Source organism: Mucilaginibacter limnophilus (genome assembly GCF_004005815.1).
GTDB lineage: Bacteria > Bacteroidota > Bacteroidia > Sphingobacteriales > Sphingobacteriaceae > Mucilaginibacter > Mucilaginibacter limnophilus.
Map to the genome: position 1 here is coordinate 206,204 of NZ_SACK01000003.1, position 26,205 is coordinate 232,408.

General features: G+C 42.5%; 23 protein-coding genes. 7 read left to right on the plus strand and 16 right to left on the minus strand.

Annotated elements, in window-relative coordinates; translation table 11 throughout:
• Window positions 1-58 precede the first annotated feature (58 nt).
• Entirely contained in the window at window positions 59-2,290 is a 2,232-nt protein-coding gene (locus EOD41_RS10035) for a GH92 family glycosyl hydrolase (RefSeq protein WP_127704680.1), read from the minus strand.
• 541 nt (window positions 2,291-2,831) lie between these two features.
• Between EOD41_RS10035 and EOD41_RS10040 the strand changes: the two genes are divergently transcribed.
• A complete protein-coding gene (locus EOD41_RS10040; RefSeq protein ID WP_127704681.1) occupies window positions 2,832-5,966 on the plus strand; it encodes a SusC/RagA family TonB-linked outer membrane protein in 3,135 nt (1,044 codons plus the stop codon).
• A gap of 30 nt (window positions 5,967-5,996) precedes the next feature.
• Window positions 5,997-7,562, plus strand: coding sequence for a SusD/RagB family nutrient-binding outer membrane lipoprotein (locus EOD41_RS10045; protein ID WP_127704682.1), 1,566 nt, complete (start codon window positions 5,997-5,999; stop codon window positions 7,560-7,562).
• Window positions 7,563-7,635: 73 nt separating this feature from the next.
• On the opposite strand, the gene EOD41_RS10050 is transcribed toward EOD41_RS10045, so the two are convergent.
• Window positions 7,636-8,133 (minus strand): DUF6265 family protein, encoded by a 498-nt coding sequence (locus EOD41_RS10050; protein WP_127704683.1) that lies wholly within the window; start codon window positions 8,131-8,133, stop codon window positions 7,636-7,638.
• 111 nt (window positions 8,134-8,244) lie between these two features.
• On the opposite strand from EOD41_RS10050, the gene EOD41_RS10055 reads away from it, so the two are divergent.
• Window positions 8,245-9,135 (plus strand): EamA family transporter, encoded by an 891-nt coding sequence (locus EOD41_RS10055; RefSeq protein WP_262707665.1) that lies wholly within the window; start codon window positions 8,245-8,247, stop codon window positions 9,133-9,135.
• A gap of 196 nt (window positions 9,136-9,331) precedes the next feature.
• On the opposite strand, the gene EOD41_RS10060 is transcribed toward EOD41_RS10055, so the two are convergent.
• Entirely contained in the window at window positions 9,332-9,532 is a 201-nt protein-coding gene (locus tag EOD41_RS10060; RefSeq protein WP_127704684.1) for a hypothetical protein, read from the minus strand.
• A 264-nt stretch (window positions 9,533-9,796) separates the two neighbouring features.
• Between EOD41_RS10060 and EOD41_RS10065 the strand changes: the two genes are divergently transcribed.
• Complete coding sequence (locus EOD41_RS10065) at window positions 9,797-11,434, plus strand: ABC-F family ATP-binding cassette domain-containing protein (protein ID WP_127704685.1); 1,638 nt, start codon at window positions 9,797-9,799, stop codon at window positions 11,432-11,434.
• Window positions 11,435-12,048: 614 nt separating this feature from the next.
• A complete protein-coding gene (gene arr / locus EOD41_RS21240) occupies window positions 12,049-12,489 on the plus strand; it encodes an NAD(+)--rifampin ADP-ribosyltransferase (RefSeq protein WP_394342466.1) in 441 nt (146 codons plus the stop codon).
• 25 nt (window positions 12,490-12,514) lie between these two features.
• On the opposite strand, the gene EOD41_RS10075 is transcribed toward arr, so the two are convergent.
• The 10 genes from EOD41_RS10075 to EOD41_RS20905 all read right to left on the minus strand — a co-directional run bounded on the left by EOD41_RS10075 (window position 12,515) and on the right by EOD41_RS20905 (window position 18,701).
• On the minus strand, window positions 12,515-13,093 hold the full coding sequence (locus EOD41_RS10075; RefSeq protein ID WP_127704686.1) for a hypothetical protein: 579 nt from the start codon (window positions 13,091-13,093) through the stop codon (window positions 12,515-12,517).
• A 20-nt stretch (window positions 13,094-13,113) separates the two neighbouring features.
• On the minus strand, window positions 13,114-13,251 hold the full coding sequence (locus tag EOD41_RS20720; protein ID WP_164849913.1) for an SGNH/GDSL hydrolase family protein: 138 nt from the start codon (window positions 13,249-13,251) through the stop codon (window positions 13,114-13,116).
• A gap of 227 nt (window positions 13,252-13,478) precedes the next feature.
• Window positions 13,479-13,688 (minus strand): hypothetical protein, encoded by a 210-nt coding sequence (locus EOD41_RS20895; RefSeq protein WP_205780522.1) that lies wholly within the window; start codon window positions 13,686-13,688, stop codon window positions 13,479-13,481.
• 2 nt (window positions 13,689-13,690) lie between these two features.
• Window positions 13,691-14,404, minus strand: coding sequence for an alpha/beta hydrolase family protein (locus EOD41_RS10080; RefSeq protein ID WP_205780523.1), 714 nt, complete (start codon window positions 14,402-14,404; stop codon window positions 13,691-13,693).
• 123 nt (window positions 14,405-14,527) lie between these two features.
• On the minus strand, window positions 14,528-15,262 hold the full coding sequence (locus tag EOD41_RS10085) for an SDR family oxidoreductase (protein ID WP_205780524.1): 735 nt from the start codon (window positions 15,260-15,262) through the stop codon (window positions 14,528-14,530).
• A 9-nt stretch (window positions 15,263-15,271) separates the two neighbouring features.
• Window positions 15,272-15,961 carry a ferredoxin reductase domain-containing protein gene (locus EOD41_RS10090; RefSeq protein WP_127704687.1) on the minus strand — a complete coding sequence of 230 codons (690 nt, stop codon included), beginning with the start codon at window positions 15,959-15,961 and terminating at the stop codon, window positions 15,272-15,274.
• Window positions 15,962-16,021: 60 nt separating this feature from the next.
• Window positions 16,022-16,876 (minus strand): helix-turn-helix domain-containing protein, encoded by an 855-nt coding sequence (locus tag EOD41_RS10095; protein WP_127704688.1) that lies wholly within the window; start codon window positions 16,874-16,876, stop codon window positions 16,022-16,024.
• Window positions 16,877-16,880: 4 nt separating this feature from the next.
• Window positions 16,881-17,795 (minus strand): helix-turn-helix domain-containing protein, encoded by a 915-nt coding sequence (locus EOD41_RS10100; RefSeq protein ID WP_127704689.1) that lies wholly within the window; start codon window positions 17,793-17,795, stop codon window positions 16,881-16,883.
• A complete protein-coding gene (locus EOD41_RS20900; RefSeq protein ID WP_205780525.1) occupies window positions 17,792-18,130 on the minus strand; it encodes a Rossmann-fold NAD(P)-binding domain-containing protein in 339 nt (112 codons plus the stop codon). Before EOD41_RS20900 ends, EOD41_RS10100 begins: the two co-directional genes overlap by 4 nt.
• Before the next feature lie 64 nt (window positions 18,131-18,194).
• A complete protein-coding gene (locus tag EOD41_RS20905) occupies window positions 18,195-18,701 on the minus strand; it encodes an SDR family oxidoreductase (RefSeq protein ID WP_205780526.1) in 507 nt (168 codons plus the stop codon).
• A gap of 135 nt (window positions 18,702-18,836) precedes the next feature.
• Between EOD41_RS20905 and EOD41_RS10110 the strand changes: the two genes are divergently transcribed.
• Both EOD41_RS10110 and EOD41_RS10115 read left to right on the plus strand, forming a co-directional pair.
• Complete coding sequence (locus EOD41_RS10110) at window positions 18,837-19,415, plus strand: TetR/AcrR family transcriptional regulator (protein WP_127704690.1); 579 nt, start codon at window positions 18,837-18,839, stop codon at window positions 19,413-19,415.
• Window positions 19,416-19,468: 53 nt separating this feature from the next.
• On the plus strand, window positions 19,469-20,245 hold the full coding sequence (locus tag EOD41_RS10115; protein WP_127704691.1) for an SDR family oxidoreductase: 777 nt from the start codon (window positions 19,469-19,471) through the stop codon (window positions 20,243-20,245).
• A gap of 315 nt (window positions 20,246-20,560) precedes the next feature.
• On the opposite strand, the gene EOD41_RS10120 is transcribed toward EOD41_RS10115, so the two are convergent.
• The 3 genes from EOD41_RS10120 to EOD41_RS10130 all read right to left on the minus strand — a co-directional run bounded on the left by EOD41_RS10120 (window position 20,561) and on the right by EOD41_RS10130 (window position 26,200).
• Complete coding sequence (locus EOD41_RS10120) at window positions 20,561-22,714, minus strand: glycoside hydrolase family 3 N-terminal domain-containing protein (RefSeq protein ID WP_127704692.1); 2,154 nt, start codon at window positions 22,712-22,714, stop codon at window positions 20,561-20,563.
• Window positions 22,715-23,151: 437 nt separating this feature from the next.
• Window positions 23,152-24,543: a sialate O-acetylesterase gene (locus EOD41_RS10125; RefSeq protein ID WP_164849914.1), complete on the minus strand. Its 1,392-nt coding sequence runs from the start codon at window positions 24,541-24,543 to the stop codon at window positions 23,152-23,154.
• A gap of 172 nt (window positions 24,544-24,715) precedes the next feature.
• On the minus strand, window positions 24,716-26,200 hold the full coding sequence (locus EOD41_RS10130) for an SGNH/GDSL hydrolase family protein (RefSeq protein WP_127704694.1): 1,485 nt from the start codon (window positions 26,198-26,200) through the stop codon (window positions 24,716-24,718).
• Window positions 26,201-26,205: the final 5 nt, after the last annotated feature.

The following is a 26,205-nucleotide window of genomic DNA, read 5'->3' on the forward strand; positions in this document are numbered from 1 at the left end:
TATAAGCAACCGACCCGGTTTTGTCAGGGCTGCTTAAATGAATGATCTGTCGGGTAAATTAATAACTTGATTTAGGCCGTGCATCAACTGAAGCGCCAAACGCTGAGGGTTTATTACCCATCGTAATTTTCAATGCTCCGCCGTTCATGATATCCTTATGCATCAGGTAGCTTTTATTGTAGCTTTTACCGTTTAATTCAATATTTTGTATGTAGATATTTTCGGGACTGTTGTTAACAGCAGTAACAACAAACTTTTTTCCTTCAGGCAGCATTAGGGTTGCTTTATCAAAAAGCGGACTTCCTAACACATAAGCGCCGTTTGCCGGGAATACAGGATAAAAACCTAACGACGAGAATATATACCATGCTGACATCTGTCCGCAATCTTCATTGCCGCTGATGCCGTCAACCGTACTTTGATACATGTTTTTCATAATATATCTTACCTTTTCGGCGGTTTTATACTGTTGTCCGGTATAAGCATATAAATATGCTATATGGTGGCTTGGTTCGTCGCCATGTACATATTGCCCTATCAGCCCTGTTATATCAAGCGGCATGTTAGGGTCGGGTTCTACTTCGAGCGCGAATAAACTGTCGAGCCTGCTATTAAACGCTTTTTCTCCGCCAATTATGTCAATCAAACCTTCCACATCCTGTGGTACAAGCCACAAGTACTGCCAGGCATTCCCTTCAGTGTAATCATTTATGTAAGGATGCGAAAATTTTTCGGGCTTAAACACCGGATTCCATGTACCATCAGCGCGTTTGCCTCTGAAAAAGCCCGACGATGCATCAAAGTAATACTTATAGTTCCTCGATCTTTTGGTAAAATATTCAGCATCAGTAGTGTTTCCTGTACGTTTTGCCATTAACGCAATACTGCCATCACTTATGGAGTACTCCATAGCTTTAGCTACAGCCTCCTGAACCTTATCAGACGGGATATACTGCAGTTTTTTTTGATAAGTAAGCCCGAGTTCGTCTCTGTTTGCTGATGTTTTTACTGCTTCATAAGCAAGTTGGGTGTCAAAACCTCTAAAACCTTTCAAGTACGCTTCAGCAACTACCTGCACGCCGCTTATGCCGGGCATCAGTTCGGTTTCACAGCCCTGCAAATGCCATATAGGCAACCGTTTTTGCTGCTGATAAATGGCCAGCATGGAGTTGATAATATCATTCTCACGTTCCGGTTGAAAGATGGTAAACAGTGGTTGCAGGGCACGATAGGTATCCCACAAACTAAAAACAGTATAATTGGTAAAGCCGGCTTTTTTATAAACCTTTTTATCGGTACCTCTGTAATCGCCATTATGGTCGTTAAAAATTGAAGGATCGATCATTGTGTGATACAACGAGGTGTAAAATATTTTTTTGTCATCCTCATTCTTTGTTTGTATGTCGATTTTAGATAACTCTTTCTCCCATTTATATTCTGCCTGTTTTGCAACTTTTTTTAAATCCCAACCGGGTATTTCACTATTTATGTTGGCTATGGCGTTTTCATAACTTACAGGCGATATACCTACTTTAAATTTTACTATTGATGGAGGTGTATTAAAACTTATAACGCCTTTGATACCATTGCCTTTACCTGAGCTGGTATTCAACGGAATGGTATCGTTAGATACTTCAAACCTGCCAAACGGTACAGAAGACTTTATGGCGAAATAAAGCCGCTGGTCATTAGCCCACCCTTGCGAGAACCTGTATCCCACCAATGTGTATTTATCCACCTGCTTGATATAAGTATCCGTTGCACGGTCGGCATTACCGTCCTTCAAGTCGACCATTACGTGTGCTTCCTTCCCGGCAGTAAAGGTATATTGATGAAACCCGACTCTTTCGGTAGCCGTCAGTTCGGCCTTTATATTGTAGCTTTTTAGTTTTAGTGAATAATATCCGGGCTTTACCACTTCATCAGCATGCGAATAATAAGATGCAAAGCCTGAAAGCGGACTTTGCTGCGTGCCAACTTTTACTTTCACTGGGCCCGTGTATGGCATAATCAGTATATCACCCAGGTCGCTGCCGCCTGTGCCGCTTAAATGAGTATGTGCGAAGCCGATGATAACGCTGTCTGAATAATGATAGCCCGAACACCAGTCCCATCCTTTATGGATGTTACTCGGACCAAGCTGTACGGCGCCAAAAGGCACGCTTGCTCCAACAAATACGTGACCGTGCCCACCTGCGCCAATCATTGGGTCTACATACTTTACCTTTTTCTGGGCGTATGAAAAATATGTTATAAGTAGCAAGAGTACACAAAGTAAATTCTTCTTCATATGGATTACATTGACTATACAAATAAGAAAATACAGATTAAAAAATAATTAGCCGGAGATTAGTTGATATCATTAATTAATCTGCGAACAATACTTATATTTTAAATTTGAATCCATTGGAGTTATAAGATATCTATTGAACCACAGAATACACTTTTAACATCCCAATTAAGGGCAAAGAAATTTTGCTTTAAACTTTTTAAATTTTTAAAAAACTTTTGGCAATATTAAAATTTTATTTGTTAAGTTTGTTTTAGGACAGAATTAAATTGGAAAGTAAGACGCATTTCAATTTAAGAATTTTAAACCAAGATAAGGCGTAAGCGAAACTCACTTGTCGTCTTTTTCATATTGATAATAATTATTTAAGTCGCATAGGCGGCATGCAGGATTGCTGATATCTGGATGGGTTTGGGTAAAGACTGATTGGTGCAGCGGTATTGGTAATGTGATCGGGATTGGTTCAAACATTATACATAAACAATAAACTATACTCAATAACAATTAACCACCTTCAATACAACAACTTAATTACAGCAAAATGAAAAAAAAACTATTACTTATCTTATTCCTTCCGGGGATTACTTGTGGGGCTTATGCCGGTAGCCGCACATTAAATATTCCCCGAAAAAGTATTGTATCAATAACCAGCAACATGCAGGCACCAATAAAAGGTGTTGTGCGCGATAATGCCGGCCAGCCTTTACCTGGTGTAAGTATAACAGTTAAGGGTACTACAAAAGGTGCACAATCAGATATCAACGGCCAATTTACTGTAGATGCAGAAATTGGTGATATACTGATTATTAGTTATGTGGGTTATGTTACACAGGAAATAAAAGTTTCTTCAACTGCACAAATAACCATTAATATAAGTGAAGACTCGAAGCAGCTTAGCGAAGTAGTGGTTACCGCCTTGGGTATTAAAAAAGAACGCCGTGCAATTGGCTATTCTGTAACTGAAGTTAAAGGTGAAGACCTAACAAAAACCCGCGAAGTAAGCTTTATGAACGCCTTGGTTGGTAAAGTTGCGGGGGTAAACATAAACTCACTATCAGGTGGCCCGGGCGCTTCAACAAACGTGCAAATACGTGGTGTTGCTAATTTATCAGGGTACTCACAACCCTTGTATGTAATTAACGGTATCCCAGTAGAGAGTAACCCGGGTGGGCATGGCGGTACACTGACAGGAGGCGCAGGACAAACCTCAAATAATAGTGGTAGTCAGTGGGATAACTCAGCCGATAACGGTGACGCGATAAGCAACCTCAACCCGGATGATATTGAAACTATTACAGTACTTAAAGGCGCTGCTGCATCTGCACTTTATGGTTATCGAGCTAAGGCGGGCGTTATACTTATTACAACAAAAAGTGCAAAAAATAATAGCGTAGAGTTTAATTCAAATTATGTTGCAGAAACAATAATCGATCCCACCGATTGGCAGTATCAATATGGCCAGGGCGCAAATAACGTTAAACCAGCAGATCAAGCCTCAGCTTTTCAAGCAGGCCAATCGAGCTATGGTGGGTTACTCGATGGCTCGCAGGTAGTGCAATTTGATGGCGTTTCACGTCCTTATGTTGCGCAACGTAGCAATCTGAGCAAATTTTATCGTACCGGTGGTGGATTAACCAACACAATAGCTTTTAACAAACTATTTGATGGTGGTTCAGTACGTTTTTCTGCCAGCGACTTACATTACAATGCAGTAGTCCCAAATTCTGGGTTAAACAGGCAAACATTTGACCTTAACACCAATTACAATATCAGTAAGCATTTTGTGGTAACAGCGCGTGCTAATTACATTCTTGAACAAGGCAATAACCGGCCTTTTGTGGGGGATGGCGCAGGCAACCCTAACTTTAATGCCTGGTTTTTGCCCTCAAGTGTCGACATTAACACTTTAAAGCCCGGAAGTAAAGCCGATGGCAGTGAACTTGGCTATAGTTCAAACACGTTTGCGACAAACCCATGGTTTGCTACTGAAAATTACATCAATAATACCCGTAGAACAAGGCTACTAACAAACGCAACCTTGAGATATAATTTTGATGATGGAACCTTTTTACAAGGTCGCATTGGCCGCGATGCATATAATGACCGTAATACTAATGTTGTACCAAGCGGAACAGCTTACCGCCCGCTGGGCTCAATCTCAGAAGAGTCTGTCACTTATTCAGACATTGAATCAGATGTATTAGCCGGCAGGCCAGTTAAAATAAATGATGATCTTACCATTACACCCACTGCAGGTGCCAGCTATCGGCGTCAAAAAGTAGAAAGCATTGTTAACAGTGGCGACACCTTTGCGGTTCCATTTATTTACAATCTGGGTAATGCTACCAAAAATAAAGCGGTTACTGTATATCCCGGGGATATGGAAATTCACTCTGTTTATGGAGCGTTAGAGATAAATTATAAAAGCTACCTGTATCTAAACGGTACCGGCCGCTCCGACTGGTTTTCAACACTTGCTACACCTGGCAAAGATAATAGGTTAAGCATTTTTTATCCTTCTTTAAGCGGTTCATTTGTATTCTCAGAGCTTTGGAAACCAACTTGGTTATATAATGGTAAATTACGAGCCGGTTATGCAAAAGTGGGTAGCGCAACAACACCATATCAAACAGCGCTTAGCTATGGCCTAAATAGTGCATACCTCAATGGATTACCATTAGGTAGCATATTGAACTCAAATATTCCTAATGATGAGTTAAAGCCCTCATATGCTACCGAAATTGAGATTGGCGCTGAGTTAAGTTTCTTCAATAACCGACTTTCTTTTGATTTAGCATGGTATAATAAAAAATCATACGATGAAATTTTACCAGCTCAGGCATCCGGCACATCGGGTTATACCGGCGCTGTTTTAAACATTGGCAAGCTTCAAAATAAAGGTTTTGAAGCATTAATTAATGGCAGCCCAATAAAAGGAAATGACTTTAACTGGAATGTCAGTTTAAACGGATCGATAAACAACAGTAAAGTACTTGCATTAGCGAACGGCACCGACAACTACTTATTGGCAACATCACGCAGTGGTGTAGGTTTCACGCAAGACGTTGTTGGGTTGCCGATAGCACAAGTTATGGCATATGACTATGCATACGATGCAAATGGAAATATTTCGTTAGATCCAAACACCGGCCTTCCTTTAAGAGGTAAATTAACGCCTTATGGTTCGGCTTATGCAAAATGGATCGGAGGCATAACTAACACCTTCAATTATAAACAGTTTAGCCTTTCATTTTTAATTGATGGCAAATTTGGTGGTAAAATATATTCAACATCAAACTATTACGGCTACATATTTGGTTTACATAAGGCGACTTTAGAAAACCGTACTGGCAACTTTGGCACTGATGCAAAACCTATAAACGCTGCTACATATTACAGTACACTTGCAAACAATGTATCAAAATTATTTGTACAGGATGCAAGCTTTATTAAGTTCCGTTCTATAAACTTTAGTTATAACTTGCCTGATAACTTGTTCAATGGCGCTGTTAAAACAGCTACTATTAGTTTGGTTGGCCGTAATCTGTTCTACATCATGAAAAAAACAGATAATATTGATCCTGAATCAAGCTACTCTGCATATGCACAAGGCATTGAATCGGGCGGTTTGCCAACTACACGTACCTATGGCCTTAATTTAAGTGTTAAATTTTAATTGAGGGATTAATTTACAATCAGCAAAAAAATGAAAACGAAATTCATAAAGCATATTACATTACTTTCGGCGACATTACTTCTTGGTGCCGGATGTACCAAGGATTTTGTGGAGAGAAACACCAATCCTAACTCATATAACCAAACTAATTTTGACCCTAATTATATGCTTACCTCGGCTGAACTGGCTTATACCGGCAGTACCGACTTTGCATACGAAACCTGGCGTGGAAACCTTATTTATTGCTCAACCTTTATGCAGGGCTTTTCATCAGTAGTAAGTTATTGGGCCGGTGACAAATATTTACTTAATGAGGGTTATACAGCAGCTTACTGGGAAAAATCGTACTCAGAACAGGTAAAACCTATTGTTGATATTATTGAATGGACAAAAGACAAGCCTCAATATAAAAACCTTACTCAAATAGCCAGGATTGTACGTGCCTTAATATTTCAGCGGCTAACTGATTTATACGGAGATGTGCCTTACTCTGAAGCCGGTTTGGGTTACTATGAAAAAGTATTTTATCCGAAATACGATAAACAGGAAGCTATTTATGCTGACCTGTTGAAAGAGGTAAGTGAAGCTACAGACGCGCTTGACGCCGGTGGTGACAGGCCGGCCGGTGATGCGATTTACCAGGGTAATATTGACAAATGGAAAAGATTTGGTTACACGTTGCAATTGCGCATAGCTATGCGTTTAACCAAAGTTGACCCTGAAACAGCAAAAAGCTATGCAACAAAGGTTGCCGGCAAAACGCTTACTATTGAGGATGATGCGTTCTTAAAGCACGATGGCTCAGGTGGCCGTACGACAAATAACCGCAACAGCCAGGTACTTTTAGGTGATGGTGGTCAGGAAAACTTTTATGTTAAATGGTCAAATACCTTTATTAATAACCTGAAATCAAATAATGACCCTCGCCTTTCGGTGTTAGCTTGCACTAAATTGTATGATGACGAAAATGATAAAACGCAAAATGCAAATCCGAATTTTTCAGCAGCAGCACAAAAAGGCATGCCAAATGGCCTTGATTTCAGTACACCAGGACACATTGTGACTGCTGATCCAAGCTTTACCAGTTTTCCTGATTATTCGTCGCCAAGCCCTTACTTAACTAAGCGTGATGGCCCTACATTTATCCTTACTTACGCCGAATCTGAACTGTTGCTGGCTGATGCCGCTGAAAGATTTGGCCTTGGTGATGCAGCTACACATTATAACAATGGTGTTAAAGCGGCCATCACTTATTTAAAGCAATATGATGCCGGTGCAACCATCAGTGATAATGCTGCACAGGCATATGTTAATGCACATCCTTATGCAGGACTTGAACAAACCAACGTTCAATACTGGATACTTACCTGCAGCATGCTTGATTTTTATGAAGCTTGGGCTAACTACAGGCGTACCGGTTATCCTGATCTGGATCCTGTAAATTTTCCTAACAATGCCACATCTGGCACTATACCACGCCGCTTCCCTTATCCATCAGCCGAGGCGGTGAACAATCCTGACAACTATGGTCCTGCACATGGTTCGGTACCAGGCGGCGACCTGCTAACAGGCCGAGTTTGGTGGGACAAACAATAACTTAAAAAAAGAACCTCGCGTTATAAACGCGAGGTTCTTTTTTAGTTATTAGCAATGTTAATTTGTAACTTGTCTATTCTTTATTAAAAACAAACAGATCTTTAAAAATCCATTTACCGTTTTCCTGATTACCACGGGCTATGGCAAACTTGCCCATTGAACGCTTTTCATAAAGTATGCGCAAATCACCACTTATATTTTGAAAAATTGCGTAGTTTTTTCCAGCCTCCACAAACAAGTATTGATTAGGATTATTTATTTCCTCTTGTCCCAATAACCCGGGCTTAAAATGCTTAACAAGAGATACTAAACCTTTTTCTGTTAACTCATAAGCTAATATTTCATATAAATCTGTTTTTTTACCATTCATCATACGCATCATGCCTAGCATACTATCTTCTGCAGGTGCAAGCCAAACTGCTTCAATAATACGGCCTTCGGGCATACTAGCTTTCCAATTTCCTTCAATAAAACTGATATCCTTAAAAGAACCTTTTTTTACAGTATCCTGAGCATAAGTGCTTACAGAATTGCCTGCAATTAATATAAAAATTATCCAAATGTATTTCATAGTAGTTATAAGTTTTTAAAGATAGACATTCAAAAGTCTCCTTTTACGCAATGATGATAAGGTAGTAAAATTTTTTTTACAGCTTTGCCGGCAGTGGAAAATACAAAGTACGTGCAAGAAAGCAATATCAGATATTATGCGGCAGGTATTATCGCTTTTGCAATATGGGGTTTTTTTAGCTTTGTGCTAAAGCCGCTTCATACATATCCATCGCTGGATATTTTATTTTACCGGGTTTTTTTATGTACTGGAATAATGCTAATCCTCATTATTACAACCCGCAGGCATTTGTTAGCAGAAAATATCCGGTTATTTAAACGCCAGCCTTTAAAAGAAAGAAGACGTACTGTACTGCTAAATGTCGGCGGTGGTATTTTTCTGACCGGAAATTGGTTTTTCTTTATTTATGTAATGAACCACATCAGTATTAAAGCAACCTCTCTTGCTTATCTGGTCTGCCCTATCCTGACGACATCACTTGCGTTTTATATACTTAAAGAAAAACTTAACAGGCTGCAGTGGGTAGCAATCGGCCTCAGTGCAGCAGGATGTTTGCTGCTTGGCATAGGTCATTTAATGGATATGGTTTATAGCCTTGTAGTGGCTATCTCTTACGCGCTTTATCTGGTTAGTCAGCGCCGGAATGTTGGATTTGACAAATTATTAATTTTAACCTTTCACTTTGTTGTCTCAACGCTGCTTTTACTGCCGCTTTATCCGTTATATAGTAACGCACTGCCTGTAAGCCCTGTTTTTTATGGATATATTGCAATTATAGCAGTGGGTTTTACAATTATACCTTTGTTTCTAAATCTTTACGCCTTAAAAAGGCTGACTTCATCCACTGTGGGTATGTTGCTTAACATAAACCCTATCATTGGTTTCATCATTGCCGTAACAGTATATAGCGAACCTATTGATACATTACAATGGGCCGCTTATGGTATAATTTTTATTTCAGTTATCATATTCAATACGCGTATTAGAAACAACAATTTATAATCCGCATTATGGCTTGCTATGTGCCATCGTGATGATGCATCTTGTTGTGATAATGTTTACCTGCTTAATGCGCCTCTGATAGCATGCAGTAAAATATATACAGTCCGTTATGTAAGTTCATTGCTACCCGTGTTATAAACAGTAATGGCCTAACCTTAGCAGAAATTGGGATTAATGACTGATAGAAAACCCTTGATCAATCCTTGTTTTCGTCCGCTTCGTTGCCTGCTTGTTCTTGGTGATCCTGCACATATCTGGCAGCATCGGCGCCCAGGGTAATACCGGCAGCAGCATCTTCACCTTGTTGCTTAATTACTGTGTTTACATCATTTCCGGTTTCCAGTTTACCACTAAGTTCGTCGTTATGTTCTGAATTGATTTTTTGATTTTCGTTCATAGTCTGTTTTTTTATAACAGGTAAAGCAAGATTCCGTTTTAACAAAACATGCAAAAGTTGTTTTAGAATATCAGATAGTGGCCATTTAGCTCGGACAACTGTTTGACGTTAGGCCAGGACACTTCATTTTCACACATTAGGAAACTGGCTAAAACTGCTCGCCGAATGCTTACTGTTACAGTACGCAAGGTTTCATTCTGGAAAATTGTAAACGTGTCATAGGTCTTTTCCTTTATCTTTGCGCCCGATTTAATATTCGATACTGTGATCAATGTCAACAATATTTCCGTTTCATTTGGCGGAACCACACTATTTAGTGATGTTACCTTTTCTATCAACGAGAATGATAAAATAGCCCTGATGGGCAAGAACGGTGCAGGAAAGTCAACGATACTCAAGATAATTTCTGGTGCGGCCAAACCTACTTCGGGCAACGTAACCGGGCCTAAGGATGTGGTTATTGCTTACTTACCGCAGCATTTGCTCACGCATGATCATGTTACGGTATTTGAAGAAACGATGAAAGCGTTTGACGAGGCTGCTCAAATGCAAAAAGAATTGGATGAAGTAAATGAACAATTAAATACCCGCACCGATTATGATAGCGATGAATACATGAAGCTTATAGAGCGCGTATCGGAACTCAGCGAGAAATTCTATTCTCAGGAAGAAGTCAATTATGATGCGGAAGTGGAAAAAGTGTTGAAAGGCTTAGGTTTTGAACGTGAGGATTTTACCCGCCATACTTCTGAGTTTTCGGGCGGCTGGCGCATGCGTATCGAACTCGCAAAAATTCTGTTAAAAAAACCCGACCTGATATTACTGGATGAACCCACCAATCACATGGATATTGAAAGTATTCAATGGCTGGAAGATTTCCTTATCAATTCAGCGAAGGCTGTTATGGTCATCTCACACGACAGAACCTTTGTTGACAACATAACCAACCGTACTATTGAGGTCACCATGGGCAGAATATATGATTATAAAGCCAAATACAGCCACTATCTGCAATTGCGTGCCGAGCGCAGGGTTCACCAGTTAAAAGCCTATGAAGAGCAACAGCGCTTTATTGCCGATAATCAGGAATTTATAGAGCGTTTCAAAGGTACTTACTCCAAAACCCTGCAAGTGCAGTCGCGCGTTAAGATGCTTGAAAAGCTCGAGATTATTGAGGTGGATGAAGTGGATACTTCGGCCCTGCGCTTAAAGTTTCCCCCCTCGCCGCGTTCCGGCCAATATCCGGTTGTCGTTGAAGACTTGACAAAGAAATATGGCGATTATGTGGTATTTGAAAAAGCGTCTATGGTGATAGAGCGGGGTGAAAAAGTGGCCTTTGTCGGTAAAAATGGCGAAGGTAAATCAACAATGATCAAAGCCATTATGGGTGAGACCGATTTTGAAGGAACATTAAAGGTCGGCCATAATGCGAAAATTGGCTACTTTGCTCAAAATCAGGCGGCTTTATTGGATGAGAATTTAACAGTATTTGAAACCATCGATCAGATTCCTTTAAGCGACAATACTATTAAAATCAAGGATTTGCTTGGCGCTTTCATGTTTAGCGGCGATGATACCACCAAAAAGGTTAAAGTGCTTTCCGGCGGCGAGAAAACACGTTTGGCCATGATTAAATTACTCCTGGAGCCTGTGAACGTATTAATACTGGATGAGCCGACTAACCATTTGGACATGAAAACAAAGGACATCATTAAAGACGCTTTGAAGGATTTTGACGGCACACTGATCCTTGTGTCTCACGATCGTGACTTCCTTGACGGATTAGTTAAAAAAGTGTTTGAGTTTGGTAATAAACGCGTGCGTGAACACTTTGAGGATATAAAGGGATTTCTGGCCTACAAAAAGATGGATAGCTTAAAGCAAATTGAGCAAACTAAATAAGCTTTTGATTGGAATAACTTCAGATAATGATCCCAATAAAACAGCAGTGATTAGCTTTGCCATATGTTTAAGTATTGAGGCCACACCTACCCCCCCCTTTTTCAATAGCTTTATAAAATGTCCTTGCCTTTTTTAAGCTAATTTTAAAATACCAGTGGGGCCGCTACCGGCATTGCCGGTGAAGGTATTTGTGAAGATAACGTTCAAAACAGTATTGTAGTGCACTTGGAAAAATATATTTCAAACCCTTGTTTTTTAACGTTTATGTGAACTATTTTAGAAAAGAAACTACAATTTTCCGAGAAACAGATATGGAATTTAGCCCCGATAATCGCATCGTACAGCTTTGTATGCAGGGTATGCATCTGGAAGAAGCTGGTAAATATGAAGAGGCCGGTAAAATTTTTCTGCAGGCCTGGATAGAAGCGACCAATGACTTTGAAAAGTTTATGGCCGCCTGGTACGTAACCCGTCGACAGACAGATGAAACGGGGAAATTAAATTGGTATAGTACTGCCTTGCGATTGGCTTTAAAGTTAAATGACGATGCTGTGAAAGGCACATTACCTCAACTTTACGCGAGAATAGCGGAATGCTATAAACAACTGGGCGACATTGAGCAAGCAAATAAGCAGCAAGATTTATCGTTAGCATCTGTAAGCGTCCCCTCGGATAAAGGGCCTTTTTATCATGGCACCAGAGCAGACCTTAAGATAGGTGATGTGTTGACAGCCGGTTGGAGGTCCAACTATCAGCCGGAACTGGTAATGAACCACATCTACTTCACTGCCCTCATCAACGGGGCGGGTCTTGCTGCAGCCCTGGCCAGGGGCAACGGCCGGGAACGTGTTTATATCGTTGAGCCTTCCGGCAAATTTGAGGATGATCCTAATGTGACTAACAAAAAGTTCCCAGGCAATCCCACCCGTTCCTATCGCACTCAGTATCCTTTGAAGATCATTGGCGAGGTAACCAATTGGCAGCGGCAAACACCGGAACAGTTACAGCAATGGCGCGAAAGGCTGGCCAATAATAAAGGAGAGATCATCAATTAATGTAATACAATCTTCTGACATCATATTATTTGAATACCTGGTCGGCCAACAAGCCCAATACAAAGCCGCCGATGATACCGCCAACGCCTAATATGATTATTGGAATGGCCAGAAAAGCAAGGATAGCGGGCTGGGTTTCTCGTACCTGCAAAAAATGTTTAGACAGGTCAATATTGTCGCCCGACGGCATCAGCCTGGTTATAATACTTTGTAAGCCGGACAGGCTGCTGCCTTTAATCAGTTGTAACTGGTATTCACCGGGTTCGGCTGAGAAGGTAAAAATTTCCTGTCTCCCTTCGTAAAAGCCATTGGCATGCATCCCGGTAATGGAATAAGACAGGTGCAGTTCCTCACCTGTTGCAACATTATAAATCTGGGGCTTATACTTATCGAGGGCTACTCTTTTCAATAAAGGCGCTTTAAGCCAAATCGAAAAACTGCCGGCCTCAATTAATGTAAAACGCCCGCCTCCTTCTGAATAAGCTATTTCCAAAAATACCGTCCCATAAAACGACCGCCTGATCAGTTTAATCCCTTTTACTAATATGAATATACCAACAGGTATGCAGCAGAATAACAGGATGCGTATGAGTAGTATAGACATTTTGCGTTTTCTTATATCATCTACAATACCGACTTAATAACAGGCCATACCTTTCCGGCAATAACTTTATAACCAGCGGCAGAAGGATGCAAGCCGTCACGAAGGTTGAGGTGCACCTGACCTGCAACTCCTTCCAGGAAAAAAGGGACGTAGGCCATGTTGTTTCGCAAAGACAGCGTTTTAAAAATGACACGGAACTCTGCTGCATGGGCACCTGGAATAAACGAGGGCAGTTCCATACCCATTAATACCAGCCGAACTTGCGGGTATTTTGTTTTCACCTTGTCAAGGGGTGCATTGGCGCCGGCATACCCAGCGCCTTATGCAACCTCGATAAAGAATCGAATCTATGGTTAGACATCTCATTCTTCATATTGTCTGTTTATCATTTACTTTCTATACTGCCTAATGCACCCTGTACGCCGTTTAGGCTTTTCTTTGCTTGTTCCCAACTTGGATCATTCGGGTCGAATGTACTCCGAATATATGCAAGAATGCTTTTACATACAAAGGCAACACGCTCCGGATCCTCATCACTTGTCTCGAGGGCATCATAACCTGATATGCCGCCAAAGATGTGCTCTGCGCCAAACACGGTCAGCAGGTCTTTAGGGCCGGGACTTTGATAATAAGCGTTCGCACGCCAGTTGTCCAAGTCTGAGAACATGAGGTTTTGTCTTTGTCTCCATTGACAATGAGCGCTGGTAAAGCCATAGAGGCAAAATTGGAAGCTGCCATTACAGGGTAATGATGCCTTGCTGCTCCATTCAATCCCTCAGGACCGCCAGGCAAGCCAATCATTACAGGTGCTTTTATCCGTGGTTCTGTTAAATTCACTATTTTACCTGTTGAGGGATCTGTCACTTCCATGCCAGCCAGCATGGCAACGGTATGGCCGCCTAAAGAATGGCCGATAGCAGCAATTTTTGCTTTCTCAACTCTTCCTGCTAATCCTGGTACAGCGGAAATAATTTCGTCCAAATGATCCAGGATAAATTTCATGTCTGCTGGCCGCGAACTCCAAAACAGCGGTGCTTCAGGAAGGGATGAAGAAAGCCCAAGTGCTTTAGAATTTTGATGAGTAGGCTGAATGACAACAAATCCTTCTGTGGCAAAAAAATCGACAATGGGGCCATAACCCCTATATGAAGAGAGAAAGTTTGAGGCGCCATGCCCGTGTGAAAGGAGAATGACCGGCAGGTTATTTCCGCTTGCAGGAGCAGATACTTTTATTTCAAGGTCTACGTGACGGCCGTGAACGGGTAATACAACCGGACTAAAGCTAATAATGGGAGTTTGTGACTGTTTCATTTTACTATTGATTAAATTTTGATTTAAGCAAAGTTCATCAGTCTCTGACTCTACGGCGTAGTGAAATCGGGGCATTACTTAGCCAAACTGCGGAAAAAGATAGCGATCGCCAGATAAAGAGAGTTACCAGGGCACTTCACCACCATCATTAAAGAACTTAGCGGTTACGCGCTCGTCCGTTTCATTGGCTAGCTTAACAATGGGCCAGGCACCTTGTTCAGGTGTTTTCGCACCCTGGAATTGGTTCAGATCAGTTGCCGTATAGCCTGGCGTGACACTATTGACGCGGATGCCGTAAGGCTGCAGCTCGTTGGCCAGCATCACGGTAAAGGCATTGAGCGCGGTCTTGGAAGCGCCGTAGGCATTGTACTTATCGCGGTTGAGGTTCCTGCCAGTTGCAGTCCGCAGTGTGATTGAAGCGACTTCACTCGTAACGTTGATGATATGCGCCGCCGTCGATTTTTTAAGAAGCGGCAGGAACGCGCGGGTAGTCTGTACGGTTCCAAAAAAGTTGGTTTCAAAGATTAGGCGAAGGTTTTCAATGGAGCCATTTACAAAGTCTTGCGGCATATTGCCTGCGATACCGGCGTTATTGATGAGCACATCCAAAGCCTCGATGCGCCGCTCCAATTGTTCCAGAGCCTGTATTACTGAATAGCTGTCGCCAATATCGATCGTCAGCAATTCCACAGCCAACCCTTGTTGGGCTAATTTGGCAACGGCTTGTTCACCCTTTTCGGCGTCCCGGCTGCCAATAAAAACGCGGTGTCCTTGTTCGGCCAGTTGTTTGGCGGTTTCAAAACCGATGCCTTTATTGGCACCCGTAATCAATATATTTTTCATAGTGTCGTTGTACATTGTTATTACTTAATTCCAAAATCCTTTTACCCTGATCTGTCCAAAACCTCTGCCGCGCAGTTCCTGCCGCAAGCCGGTCACCAGGCTGTTGCCGCCGGTAATATAGAATCTCGAATGCTGTTGGCAGTAGGGCTGTTCCGCCAACCATATGGCAAACTGCTGCAAATTATTAAAGTTGGCGAACTTTACACCAAAATAATCCTGCAGCAATTCCGCCTGTGCCGGATTATTGAATATGACAGCAGCATCAAACCGGCTCTGCGGCAGGGTCAATTGCCGTAACGCAAGCAAGTGTGCCAAACTGCTGCTGTCGCCCAGTCCTACCACGAGATCGGTCGGGTGCGGACTTTGACGTGTAAAATCTACCTTCACGTATTGCACCCTATCTTGCACCTTCAACTGTTTGGCCCAGTCGCTGCCTGCCCCCTTGTGCCCGGTGTCCACCAGTAATGAACAGGTCGACGTATCAGCATCCCACCCGAAAGGGGTATAATCCCTGTAGGCAAATGGCCCGACCCGGAATTTTATATAGGGTACATCCTGCCATTGGAGCATATCGGCCTCAGGAAGATGCAGGTCGATCTCGGTCATTTCTGCTCCGGCCCAGTGACGCACATCCAGCACGCTGCCACTGTGCAGAAGCCGGTCGCTCAGCAACCGGGCGGCCTTTTTGAAAGGGTTGAATGTCATTGTTTCCATAACACAAAGGAACGGCCGCGCCGGCTATTCATCAAGACAGTCATCGGGGCATTGATTGGACTATTCGCGGTAAGCGGCCCGGAACGCCAGCGGCGTCTGCCCAACCTGTTCTTTGAACAAACGCGAAAAATGTGTATGGTCCGCGTAGCCCAACTGAAAAGCAATCTCCTTAACCGTGCTGTTGGTATAGTATAACAGACGTTTGGCTTCCAGCATTAACTCTTGAATGATCCAGTGGCTGACAGGCAGACCTGTCGTTTGTTTAAGCGCCTCGTTCAGGTAAGCAGTGGAGACGTTCAGCAATCCGGCATAGGCCGATGGACTTTTCAGTATTTTGTGCTTTTCGGTTAGCAGCGCCTTGAACGCTTGGGTCAGTAGTGTCTTCCGGTTTGACGCAGTGCCGGTAGTTTCGGCACTTTGGTACAGGGCAGCCACCATACCGGTAAATACCTGTATAAAGCTATATAAGATCGGGCGATAGAAAGGTTGTTCGGATTGTTCCTGATAATGACGGTAAAGCGGTCCGAGGATTTGCAGGAAGCGTTGCTGTTCTTCCGTGTTGAGGCCGATGGGCTGCTGCAGCACCATCCGCTCCTCAAAGACCTGCCGCTGCGCGGCGTTCAGCAGGCTGGTATCCAAGGCAAGGTACCAGCCATAAGCCATTTCGGCGTTAATACGGTGATGCACTTGTCCAGGCAGGATAAAGTAGATCTCCCCGGGCGTTAAGGGTACCGCGTGAAAGTCGATCATTAGCTCCGCGTTACCTGATTCGACCAGAAAAAAGATGTAATGGTCATCGCGGTGTGCACCCAAGGGTTCATCTTCTTTGTAACTGTCTCCGGGTTTGAAATGGTCAATCTCGACGCCGGAATCGGCGCGTTCGTAAAGTTGGTGCCATGGGATATCGTTCATCATAATATCAGTTAAAAGACTGCCGGAACGCCACAGGTGACGACTTGGTTTCACGTTTGAAGAACTTGCTGAAAGACTGCGGATGTCCGAACCCCAGCCTATAGGCAATCTCGGCGATGGACAATTCCGGTTTGCTCAATTGCAATTTAGCTCTTTCAATCACCTGTTGGTGAATATGTTGCTGCGCGCTTAATCCTGTTACACTTCGCAACAGGCTGCTTAGGTATTTGGGCGATAAATGCAGTTGCTCACCCAGGTACGCAACCGTTGGCAGGCCTTTATGAATGAGGTCGTCCTGCGCAAAATATTTAGTAAGTAATATCTCCAGTTTTTCCAGTACATGGTGACTGGTTTTCTTCCGGATCAGGAACTGCCGGTTATAAAAGCGCTCGCAGTAATTCAGCAGGGTCTCAATCTGTGAGATGATAATCTGCTGGCTGTAAGTGTCCAAGTTGCCATGATATTCTAAGGAGATATGTTCCAGGATAGCCTCCAGTATTTGTTCCTCTTTTTGTGAAACGAATAAGGCCTCATTAATAGCATAGTCGAAATAAGCGTAACGTTTTATTCCGCTTGCCAAAGCAGTATTCCAGAAAAAGTCAGGATGGATAAGCAACATCCAGCCAGACCTTTCCAAAAGCGGATCAGGTTTACGATCAATACGAAAGACCTGGCCGGGCCCGATAAAGAACATAACGCCTTCATCAAAGTCATACGTCTGCTGCCCGTACTTGATCTTACCGCACAAATTTCTTTTAAGGGAAATGAAATAAAAGTCGAATCGCCAGCTCCGGTCCCGCAGTTCCGGAAGGATGTCCACTTTAGCATAGTCGATCACGCTGATCAAGGGATGGGCAGGTGGTTCCAGCCCACGTGTGCGGTGAAATTCGCTAAGTGTCCTGATGTGCCCGATCCTGTTCATGCTTGTTCTGAAAAGTAAACTTCGGCAAATTCTTTTGCAAAACCCGCTAATTTAACTTTTCCGAGTACAGGGCGGTGCAATGCATAGTCCTTGTACAGCTTGCCGCTGCCCTGGCTGGCCTGCAGTTCCACAAAACCATGATCGACCTGGGGATTGAACCCGATCTTCAGCCAGTTGTTCAGTAGTTCTCCGCCGGAGATCACGGTCCATTGCAGGTTAGGCTGGCCGATCGCCGCACCCAGCGCGGCAGCCACTTCATTTGGCGACACCTCATCGCTGGCCACATAACGTACGGTGCGTCCGGCAAAAGGCAGGTCCACTTCCTCAGCGATCACATTAGCGATGTCAGCCGGCGATACCCAGGGTTCTTTTTGGTCACCGCCATAATTGGAAACGATCTTACCGTGCTTCTTGATCGAGGGGTATGAACGAAAAGAGATTGAGGTAAAAGCCGGCCGGACGAATAAACTTGATAGCGATATCCACAGGGAGTTGTTGCAGCAGCTGCTCGACCCGGTGGTGAAACAGCAAGATGCCATTACCTTCGTTGGTGTGTGCGCCGAGGCTGCTTAAATGGATAGCCTTTTTAACCCCGCTGAGCTGCACCGCCGCTTTATAGTTTTGGCCTATGGCTGTGATCCCCGAAATAAAATCCACATCCGGGTCAAACATATCACCCACTGATTCCATGGTTTCCATTAGATATACCAGGTCGGCGCCGATAAAAGTTTCAGTCAAAAGATTTAAGTCCTGCATTTGACCGATCGCTGCTTTGGCGCCTAAGTCCTCTATTTCAGAACGGCGTTCAGGATTACTGCTGATGGTAAGCTTATGTCCACGGGCAATAAGCTGGGGTGCCAGTAATTTACCGATGTTTCCTAATGAGCCTGTCAATATGATTTTCATGTCTCTTTGATTGTTGATGTAAAAATCAACAGAATGGCCTTTTTAAAATTAGCCGAATGACAGGAAAACTTAGCCCAATGGATTATGACTTAAATCTGAAACAAGCGTTTCAGATTTTCCTACCTTTGAATTGTCATGGCCAGAAATGTAGAATTTAACGAAACGCTTGCGATCCAGAAAGCAATGGAAGTCTTTTGGAAAAAGGGCTATAACGCTACTTCGCTTCGTGACCTGACCGATGCCATGCAGATCAACAGCAGCAGCCTGTACAACACTATTGGCGACAAACAGGAACTGTTTGTGCGTTGTGTGCAGCACTACACCGATATCCGGAAACAGGATTGGGATAAGCGCTTGGCGAGTAAAAGGTCACCTTTAGCCGTATTAGTAGACTATATTCATGAAGCAGTGAAGATCATTATCAATGGCGAAGATAGCTGTATGGCTGTTAAAAGCGCATTTGAAGTAGCCACGAATGACGAACGCGTAAAGCAAATATTAGTAGCCGATGACCAGCGTTCTTACCAGTTCTTATACGACCTCATAAAAAACGCGATGGATAAAGGTGAAATTCGCGATGATGAAGACCCCGCTCTGCTGGCTGATTACTTCAACAGCACCTGGACGGGATGGTATGAATCTTATATCCTGCACAAAGACCCTGTAAAGATTAAGCGGATGGCACAGTATTTTATTAAACAATTAACTAAATAAATTTTTTTAATCTATTCTGAAACAGTTGTTTCAGAATATCGAATTACAAGTACATGGAATTAAAGGATCTTAAAGAAAAAAGGGCACTGGTTACCGGTGGCACCAAAGGTATAGGAAAAGCAATTGCGGACGAGCTGGCTGAAGCAGGTGCAACAGTAATTGTAACCGCGAGGACAAAACCAGAACAAACGGCTCATCATTTTATTGCGGCAGATCTGACCAATGCAAACGAGGTAGCTGCACTTGCTAAAGAGATAGCAAATACTTTTGGCGGGATCGACATCCTGATTAACAATGTCGGCGGACTAACCACTCCAGGCGGCGGCCACAGCACGCTTACCGATGTGCACTGGAACCAGGAACTTGATTTGAACCTAATCTCTGCCATAAGGCTCGACAGAATAGTACTACCACAAATGATTAAACAAAAAAGCGGCGTGATCATCCATATTTCTTCAATAGCGGGGAAACAGGCGTTATGGAACCTCAACATGGCCTACGCTGTATCTAAAGCAGCATTGAACAGTTATAGCAAAGCGCTGGCTACCGAGCTGGCCGACAAAGGTGTACGCGTGCTCACGGTTGCACCTGGCGCTACCAGAACAGAAACTATGGTCAAATTTTTAAATGGCTATGCAATATCTGCCGGCATTACTCCAGAGGAAGGAATAAAACAGCTAATGGCACAAACCGGTGGTATCCCTATGGGGCGTATGGCTGAACCAGAAGAAGTTGCACAGCTTGTCCACTTCCTGGTGTCACCGTCTGCTGCTTACCTGACGGGCACCATTTATGCTATCGATGGTGGTTCTTTACCTGTGGTGGGATAATCACTCATTGTCCGTAATTTTCAATGTCTGCGTAACAAACGATGTCCGGTCATCAAGACCGGACATCGTCAAGGTGCTCCCAAACGGGAACGCTTAGATTATTTTATTATTTCAGAAGATGCATTAAAAAGCTAATTTGTAACGTGCCGGAGTGCTAAAAATCAATTGTTGCGAACTCTCGGTTACAAATAATTAACAAAAAAACAAACACTGAGCTATCAGGAAGTTTTAAATTTTATCTTCCTATGTATTTGAAAGACTTCGAAGTATAAATAAATTAAGAAAATACAATGAATGGGTGGATTTCATTGTAAACTACAGTACCTTGAAGATTGACGATAACTTTACGTCAGCAGAACTACTACCTACATACACCTTATAGTCTCCTTTATATAGTATCCACTTTTGCGTTGCCAAATCCCATTTAGCCAGATCGTCAACAGAGATGTCTATTGCTACTTGGTGCGACGCACCTTTTTCCACCTTTACACGCTTAAATTGCTTCAACTCCTTAATTGGCATACGGGTTTTGTCAGGAAATGAAATATAGGTTTGCAAAACCTCGTCGGCATCCATAGTACCGGTGTTCTCTACATCAACGTTGAAAGATAGATGCTGTCCTTTCTTATAACTTTTTTGAGGCTTACTCGCCCATTTGTAGTTAAATGTGGTATAGCTTAAACCATAACCAAAGGGGTATTGAACAGGTCCAGTAAAGTATCTATACGTGCGTCCTTTCATATTGTAATCGCTGTATTTGGGCAGATCCTGTAGTTTGTTGTAAAATGTAACCGGTAAATGTCCTGATGGTGATATCCTGCCAAAGGCTATATCTGCCAAAGCATTACCACCCTGTTCACCCGGGTACCATGCGAGCAAGATTGCGTCGGCATACTGATTGATTTGCGCAATATCAATATCACTGCCTGCGGTAACAACAGCTACAATTGGCTTTTTTGTAGATGCACGAATCTTTTTTAATAAGGCTATGTTTACAGCCGGAAAACCCAAATTTGCCCTATCAGCACCGTTATTTGATAAAAAGGCGTCACCATCTTCTCCTTCCATCATGGGCGATAATCCTATAAAGACGAAAGTAACGTCACTGGCGTTAGCATTGGCTATACCACCAAATCGGGTTGAATCAATAAGATCGCTTCCTATTTCGTAAATTACGCTAATGCCAGGTCCGGCGGCTTTGGTTATACCTTCGGTAAATGTGACCATCTCTGGCGATATTCCCCTGTAGTTTCCTAATAGCACATCAGCATTAAAAGCATTCGGGCCGGTAACAAAAATATTTTTTACCTTATCTTTATTAATCGGCAATACGTTATTATCATTCTTAAGCAGCACCATACTCTCGGCAGCCATTTTACGTGCTAGTTCTATATGGTATGCCGACCTCACACTATCAGCGTTATATGATGCATATGCCGAATTTAAGTTGTCATCATAAAAACCAAGCTTGAACTGGGTGGCCAGTAATTTCTTCAACGAGTTGTCAATCTCTTTTTCAGTTAGCAGATTTTGTTTCACTGCTTCTATTACCTCACTTTGCAAAAGGGTTGAGCAATCTAAATTCACCCCTGCCTTTATTGCAGCGGCCGCTACTTCAACACGACTTTTTAGTACTTTATGATTTTGCCATATATCATCAAGCGCGCCGCAGTCAGTAACTAAGTGACCTTTAAAACCCCACTCATTTCTAAGTATTCCCAAAAGTGTATTGCTGATATTGCTTGGTTCGCCGTTTACACGGTTGTAGGCGCCCATTACCGATTCGACACCTGAATTTACCAGTTGATGAAATGCAGGCAGGTATGTTTCACGCAAGTCTTTCTCATCAATCACTGAGTTAAATGCCCCACGACCGGCTTCCGGCCCGCTATGCACGGCAAAATGTTTGGCGCAGGCCGATGTTTTGAGATGCAAAGGATCATCGCCCTGCATCCCTTTTACAAATGCAGAGCCCATACGTCCTGTTAAATAAGGATCTTCCCCATATGTTTCCTGTCCCCTTCCCCAACGCGGGTCACGAAAAATATTAATGTTAGGTGACCAGAATGTAAGGCCCATATACTGCAAATGGTCGCCTTTAGCAACGGCGATATTAAATTTTGCCCTTGCCTCCGTAGAAATGGTGGCAGCCACCTGGTATAACAAATCGTCATCAAAACTGGCCGCCATACCAATAGCCTGCGGAAACACGGTTGCTTCTCCTGCGCGTGCCACACCATGCAAAGCTTCATTCCACCAGTTATATGCAGGTATACCCAAACGTGGCACTGCTTTACTTTGATAACCTAAAAGGCCAATCTTTTCTTCAAGTGTTAAACGATGCACAAGGTCGTTAATACGCTCGTCTATATTTTTGCCTCCATCTTTGTAAAGAGGTTGTTGCTGGCTTTTTGCAACTAATGTAACAGTCAACAAGGAGATACATAATAGTATTTTTTTAAATTTCATATTCTCAAAGAAATGCCGCTTTATTAGTTTCTTCTTAAAATAATATTAAAAGCGTCCAACGGTGACACAATTAGCGTTCTAAAAGAGTCTTTTTAGTTCGCTTTGCCACATTAATAATTGTTGTGACTTTATTTAAAATGTTAAAAAAATACCCGGATTAATTTATCATGGCACTTGAAATAGCCGTTACTCCGTTACTGATGTGTACTACCACTGGCTGTCCATTGTTTTACCAATGCACCAGGCGTGGTTGAATCTGTGCCAAGCAAAGTATTTATACTTTTACAAGTTTTTATCCTGCACAAACATGCTATTAGTTAACAATGATATTGTAAGTCCTGTACATAGTTATCTTCAAGTTTAATTACTAGTTATTATTGCTGTCATAACGTATAAGCCTGGTCCAAATAAGCCTAGCAGCCAAATAATTGTTTAAATCACTGTGTTGCTCTATTATCAGGCTCCTGCCAACTGTCTGTTCGAAATGGAACGGCCGGTAAGCATTCTGCATTTTCCAAGTTCGTTACCGGATAATTAGTAAAGGCGTAGCGTATTGCTACCGGACGTTTTACATTTTTACAGGTTAATACTATAGTATTTCCTACAATCTGTGCATTAGCCTCGTGAAACTTTTGATCGTCAGCCGCTACAAAGAAATATTTGGGAGCTAAACCATCATTGGTTTTTAAACCACCTGTTACTGTTCCTGGTTCAAAATGTATCACTACTTTATTTTTGTTGTATACAGCATAGTTAAAATGGGGACCCTTATAGATTACATTAAGCTGGTTATAAGTTAGGTTAAGGGCTACCCTCGCAAGACGTAACGCAATCGGTTGCTTATTCTTGGGGTGAATATCGTTCGGGTCGCCTACATCCATAGTTACCACCATAGCGGTATTGCTCACTCGCGACAATTGCTCTTGTTTCTCCCTGAAAAAAGCGTAGTCATTCAATGTCGAGTCCATTTTTTGATAAGCGTACGGCGCTACCTGCACGTAATAAAATGGCAGATCGCCCTGCGCAAACCTTTCCCTCCAACTTGTTATTAAAGTGCTTGTTAAACGCACATAACTTTCTCTTTCTGAACGATTTGACTCCCCTTGATACCATAAAAACCCCTTAATAGAAAGATTTTGGAATGGATAGATCATACCATTATAGATGAGGTAAGGGTATGAAGTGGTTCCGAAGGTGAACTTGTTAAGATCACTTTTGGTATATGCATCGCCTTTGTGAAACGGGGTGAGGTAGGTTTCTTTCAATAACGAATCTGCTGCTAATACGTCTTCCGCTACATACGCCTGGGCTACTGATCCGCCAACACCCGAATAAATAACGCCTATCGGTATATCAAGTTTATTTTGCAACTCTGCTGCATAAAAGTATCCTATCGCACTAAACTCACGTACTGATTCAGGAGAGCATTCCTGCCATTTACCTTCAAAAGTTTCAGAAGGCTTGTCGTGCCAGCTGAATTTAACACCCAATACGCGTATGTTAGGTTTATCGGCTGCCTTCATCGCCGTCTGAGCACCCTCTACCTCGCGCATAGCAAATTGCATGTTAGACTGCCCGCTGCAAAACCATACGTCACCTATAAGCAAGTTTGCTAACACTATCTCCTCTTTACCGGCCGTTATTTTAATGTTGTGTTTGGTATAGTCGCCCCTCTTTATTGCCGGTACGTTTATTAATGCTAAAAATTTGTTTGAAGCATCGCTTTTAACGGTAACACCATTTTCCTGCCAATCAGCTTTTATAATAACGGTTTCCCCGGCTTTTATATGCCCCCATATTTTAAATGGCTTATTTTGCTGAATAACCATATTGCTTTGTAAAGGCGAAGCCAGACTGAACCTAACCACCGAATCAACAGATGCAACATGTGCAATGGAAGCGAAAGGGCTGAATAATATTAACCATAAAAATAAAAATCGATAAATTCTTATAGGGTGGACTTGTGTTAAATATATACTCATCTGTTCTGTTCAGATTGTTTCAATCAACTTTTATCAACTCAATTTTATGGTTCACCGGTTTGTTACTGGCATAAATATGATTTATCAAACCATCCATTTTATCCTGCCACGCCTTTTGTGTTGCCGGATTACTGCCACGCTCATATAGATCATTGTTGATCCATCCATTGGTCTTTTTCAATTCCCGCATTTTAGCCCAGGACGCAGTATCCTGGTCGTTTTTTATGCCGTTAGCACGGGCAAAATTATATACCTGAACAGCATAATCCCGTGTTTCACGTTCTACTGTGCCCCGCTCTTCATTCAGTTTAAGAATTTGCATGGCCTGTAGATATTGAGGAGTAGTTTTTATCATAGCCATATTAATGCCGTTAGCCAGATCTGCAGCTGCGAAACGTGCCATGAGCTTTCCATCAATTTTTAGCTCATAATTTTTGCCCGTAAGATTTTTAACTCGCAGCATTTCCCGGTTAAGATCATCCATCAAGGGGATGTATTTTAAAGCGGCCGACGCGGCTTGCTTATCCCCATTGTGCTTTTCCTCATCAATTGGGAAAGGCAATGATTTAGCCAAGTAATTAAAACTTAGGTTATTTTGATCGCCGGCTATATTATTAATGGTGCAGTTACTTGTTTCGGTGGTTCGCTTTTGCGCTGCATCCACGGTGAAGTCTGCAACCGGTAAGCCTTTAAGGCCCTGGTCACATAGGTAAAGATATGCCCAAACCAGGTGTCCGTATGATTCAGGGTGGATCCTGTCACCTGTACCACTCAGGGTAAAGTTAGGATCGGTTTTCTGGTTCTCGTTGTTCAGTTGTTCCATCTGATGATAGATGTCTACAAATGGCCAGTTATTAGCTTTAGCCGCTGCAATCTGAATTTGTACTATTCTTTCGAAAGTAGCAGATTTTGGTTTCCAACCTTCATTCTTCACGCCCGTGGTGGTAAGATCATATGGCGAGCCTGACATCAGAATCTTTTTGATCTCGGGATGCTGATTAAGTTTATTGATAACCAATTTAAACGCGCTGTCGGATTGGAAAACCAACCTGTCTGAAACCTTAGCGACGTCAGATGTCATGTATTGGAAATAACCTGAATCGTTCATGCCGAACGTCAGGATAATAGTATTAGGTTTTTTAGTAAAAATATCTTCCTCCAAACGGTTGTTGATATTGGCTATAATATCCCCCCCGACACCACCATTTAGAATGGTAAAACGGAGATTGGGAAAGCGTGTCATATAATATAACCATATATAATCATGGTAACGTCCGCCATGGGTTATGCTGTTGCCTACAAACATTACCCTGTCATTCTGTTTAAATATTTTGGCTGAAAATGCTTTTTTACCCGGAGAAACTTTCCGCATAGTTTTATTTGAGCAGCCTTGCACAAACAGAGCGAATACAACTGCCAAAAAGAAAAGAAAAACCCGGGCAGTAAAATGTACAGAGTTACGCGCCGAAGAGGCATACAAACTACTCTTATTTAATTGATTCATTTTAA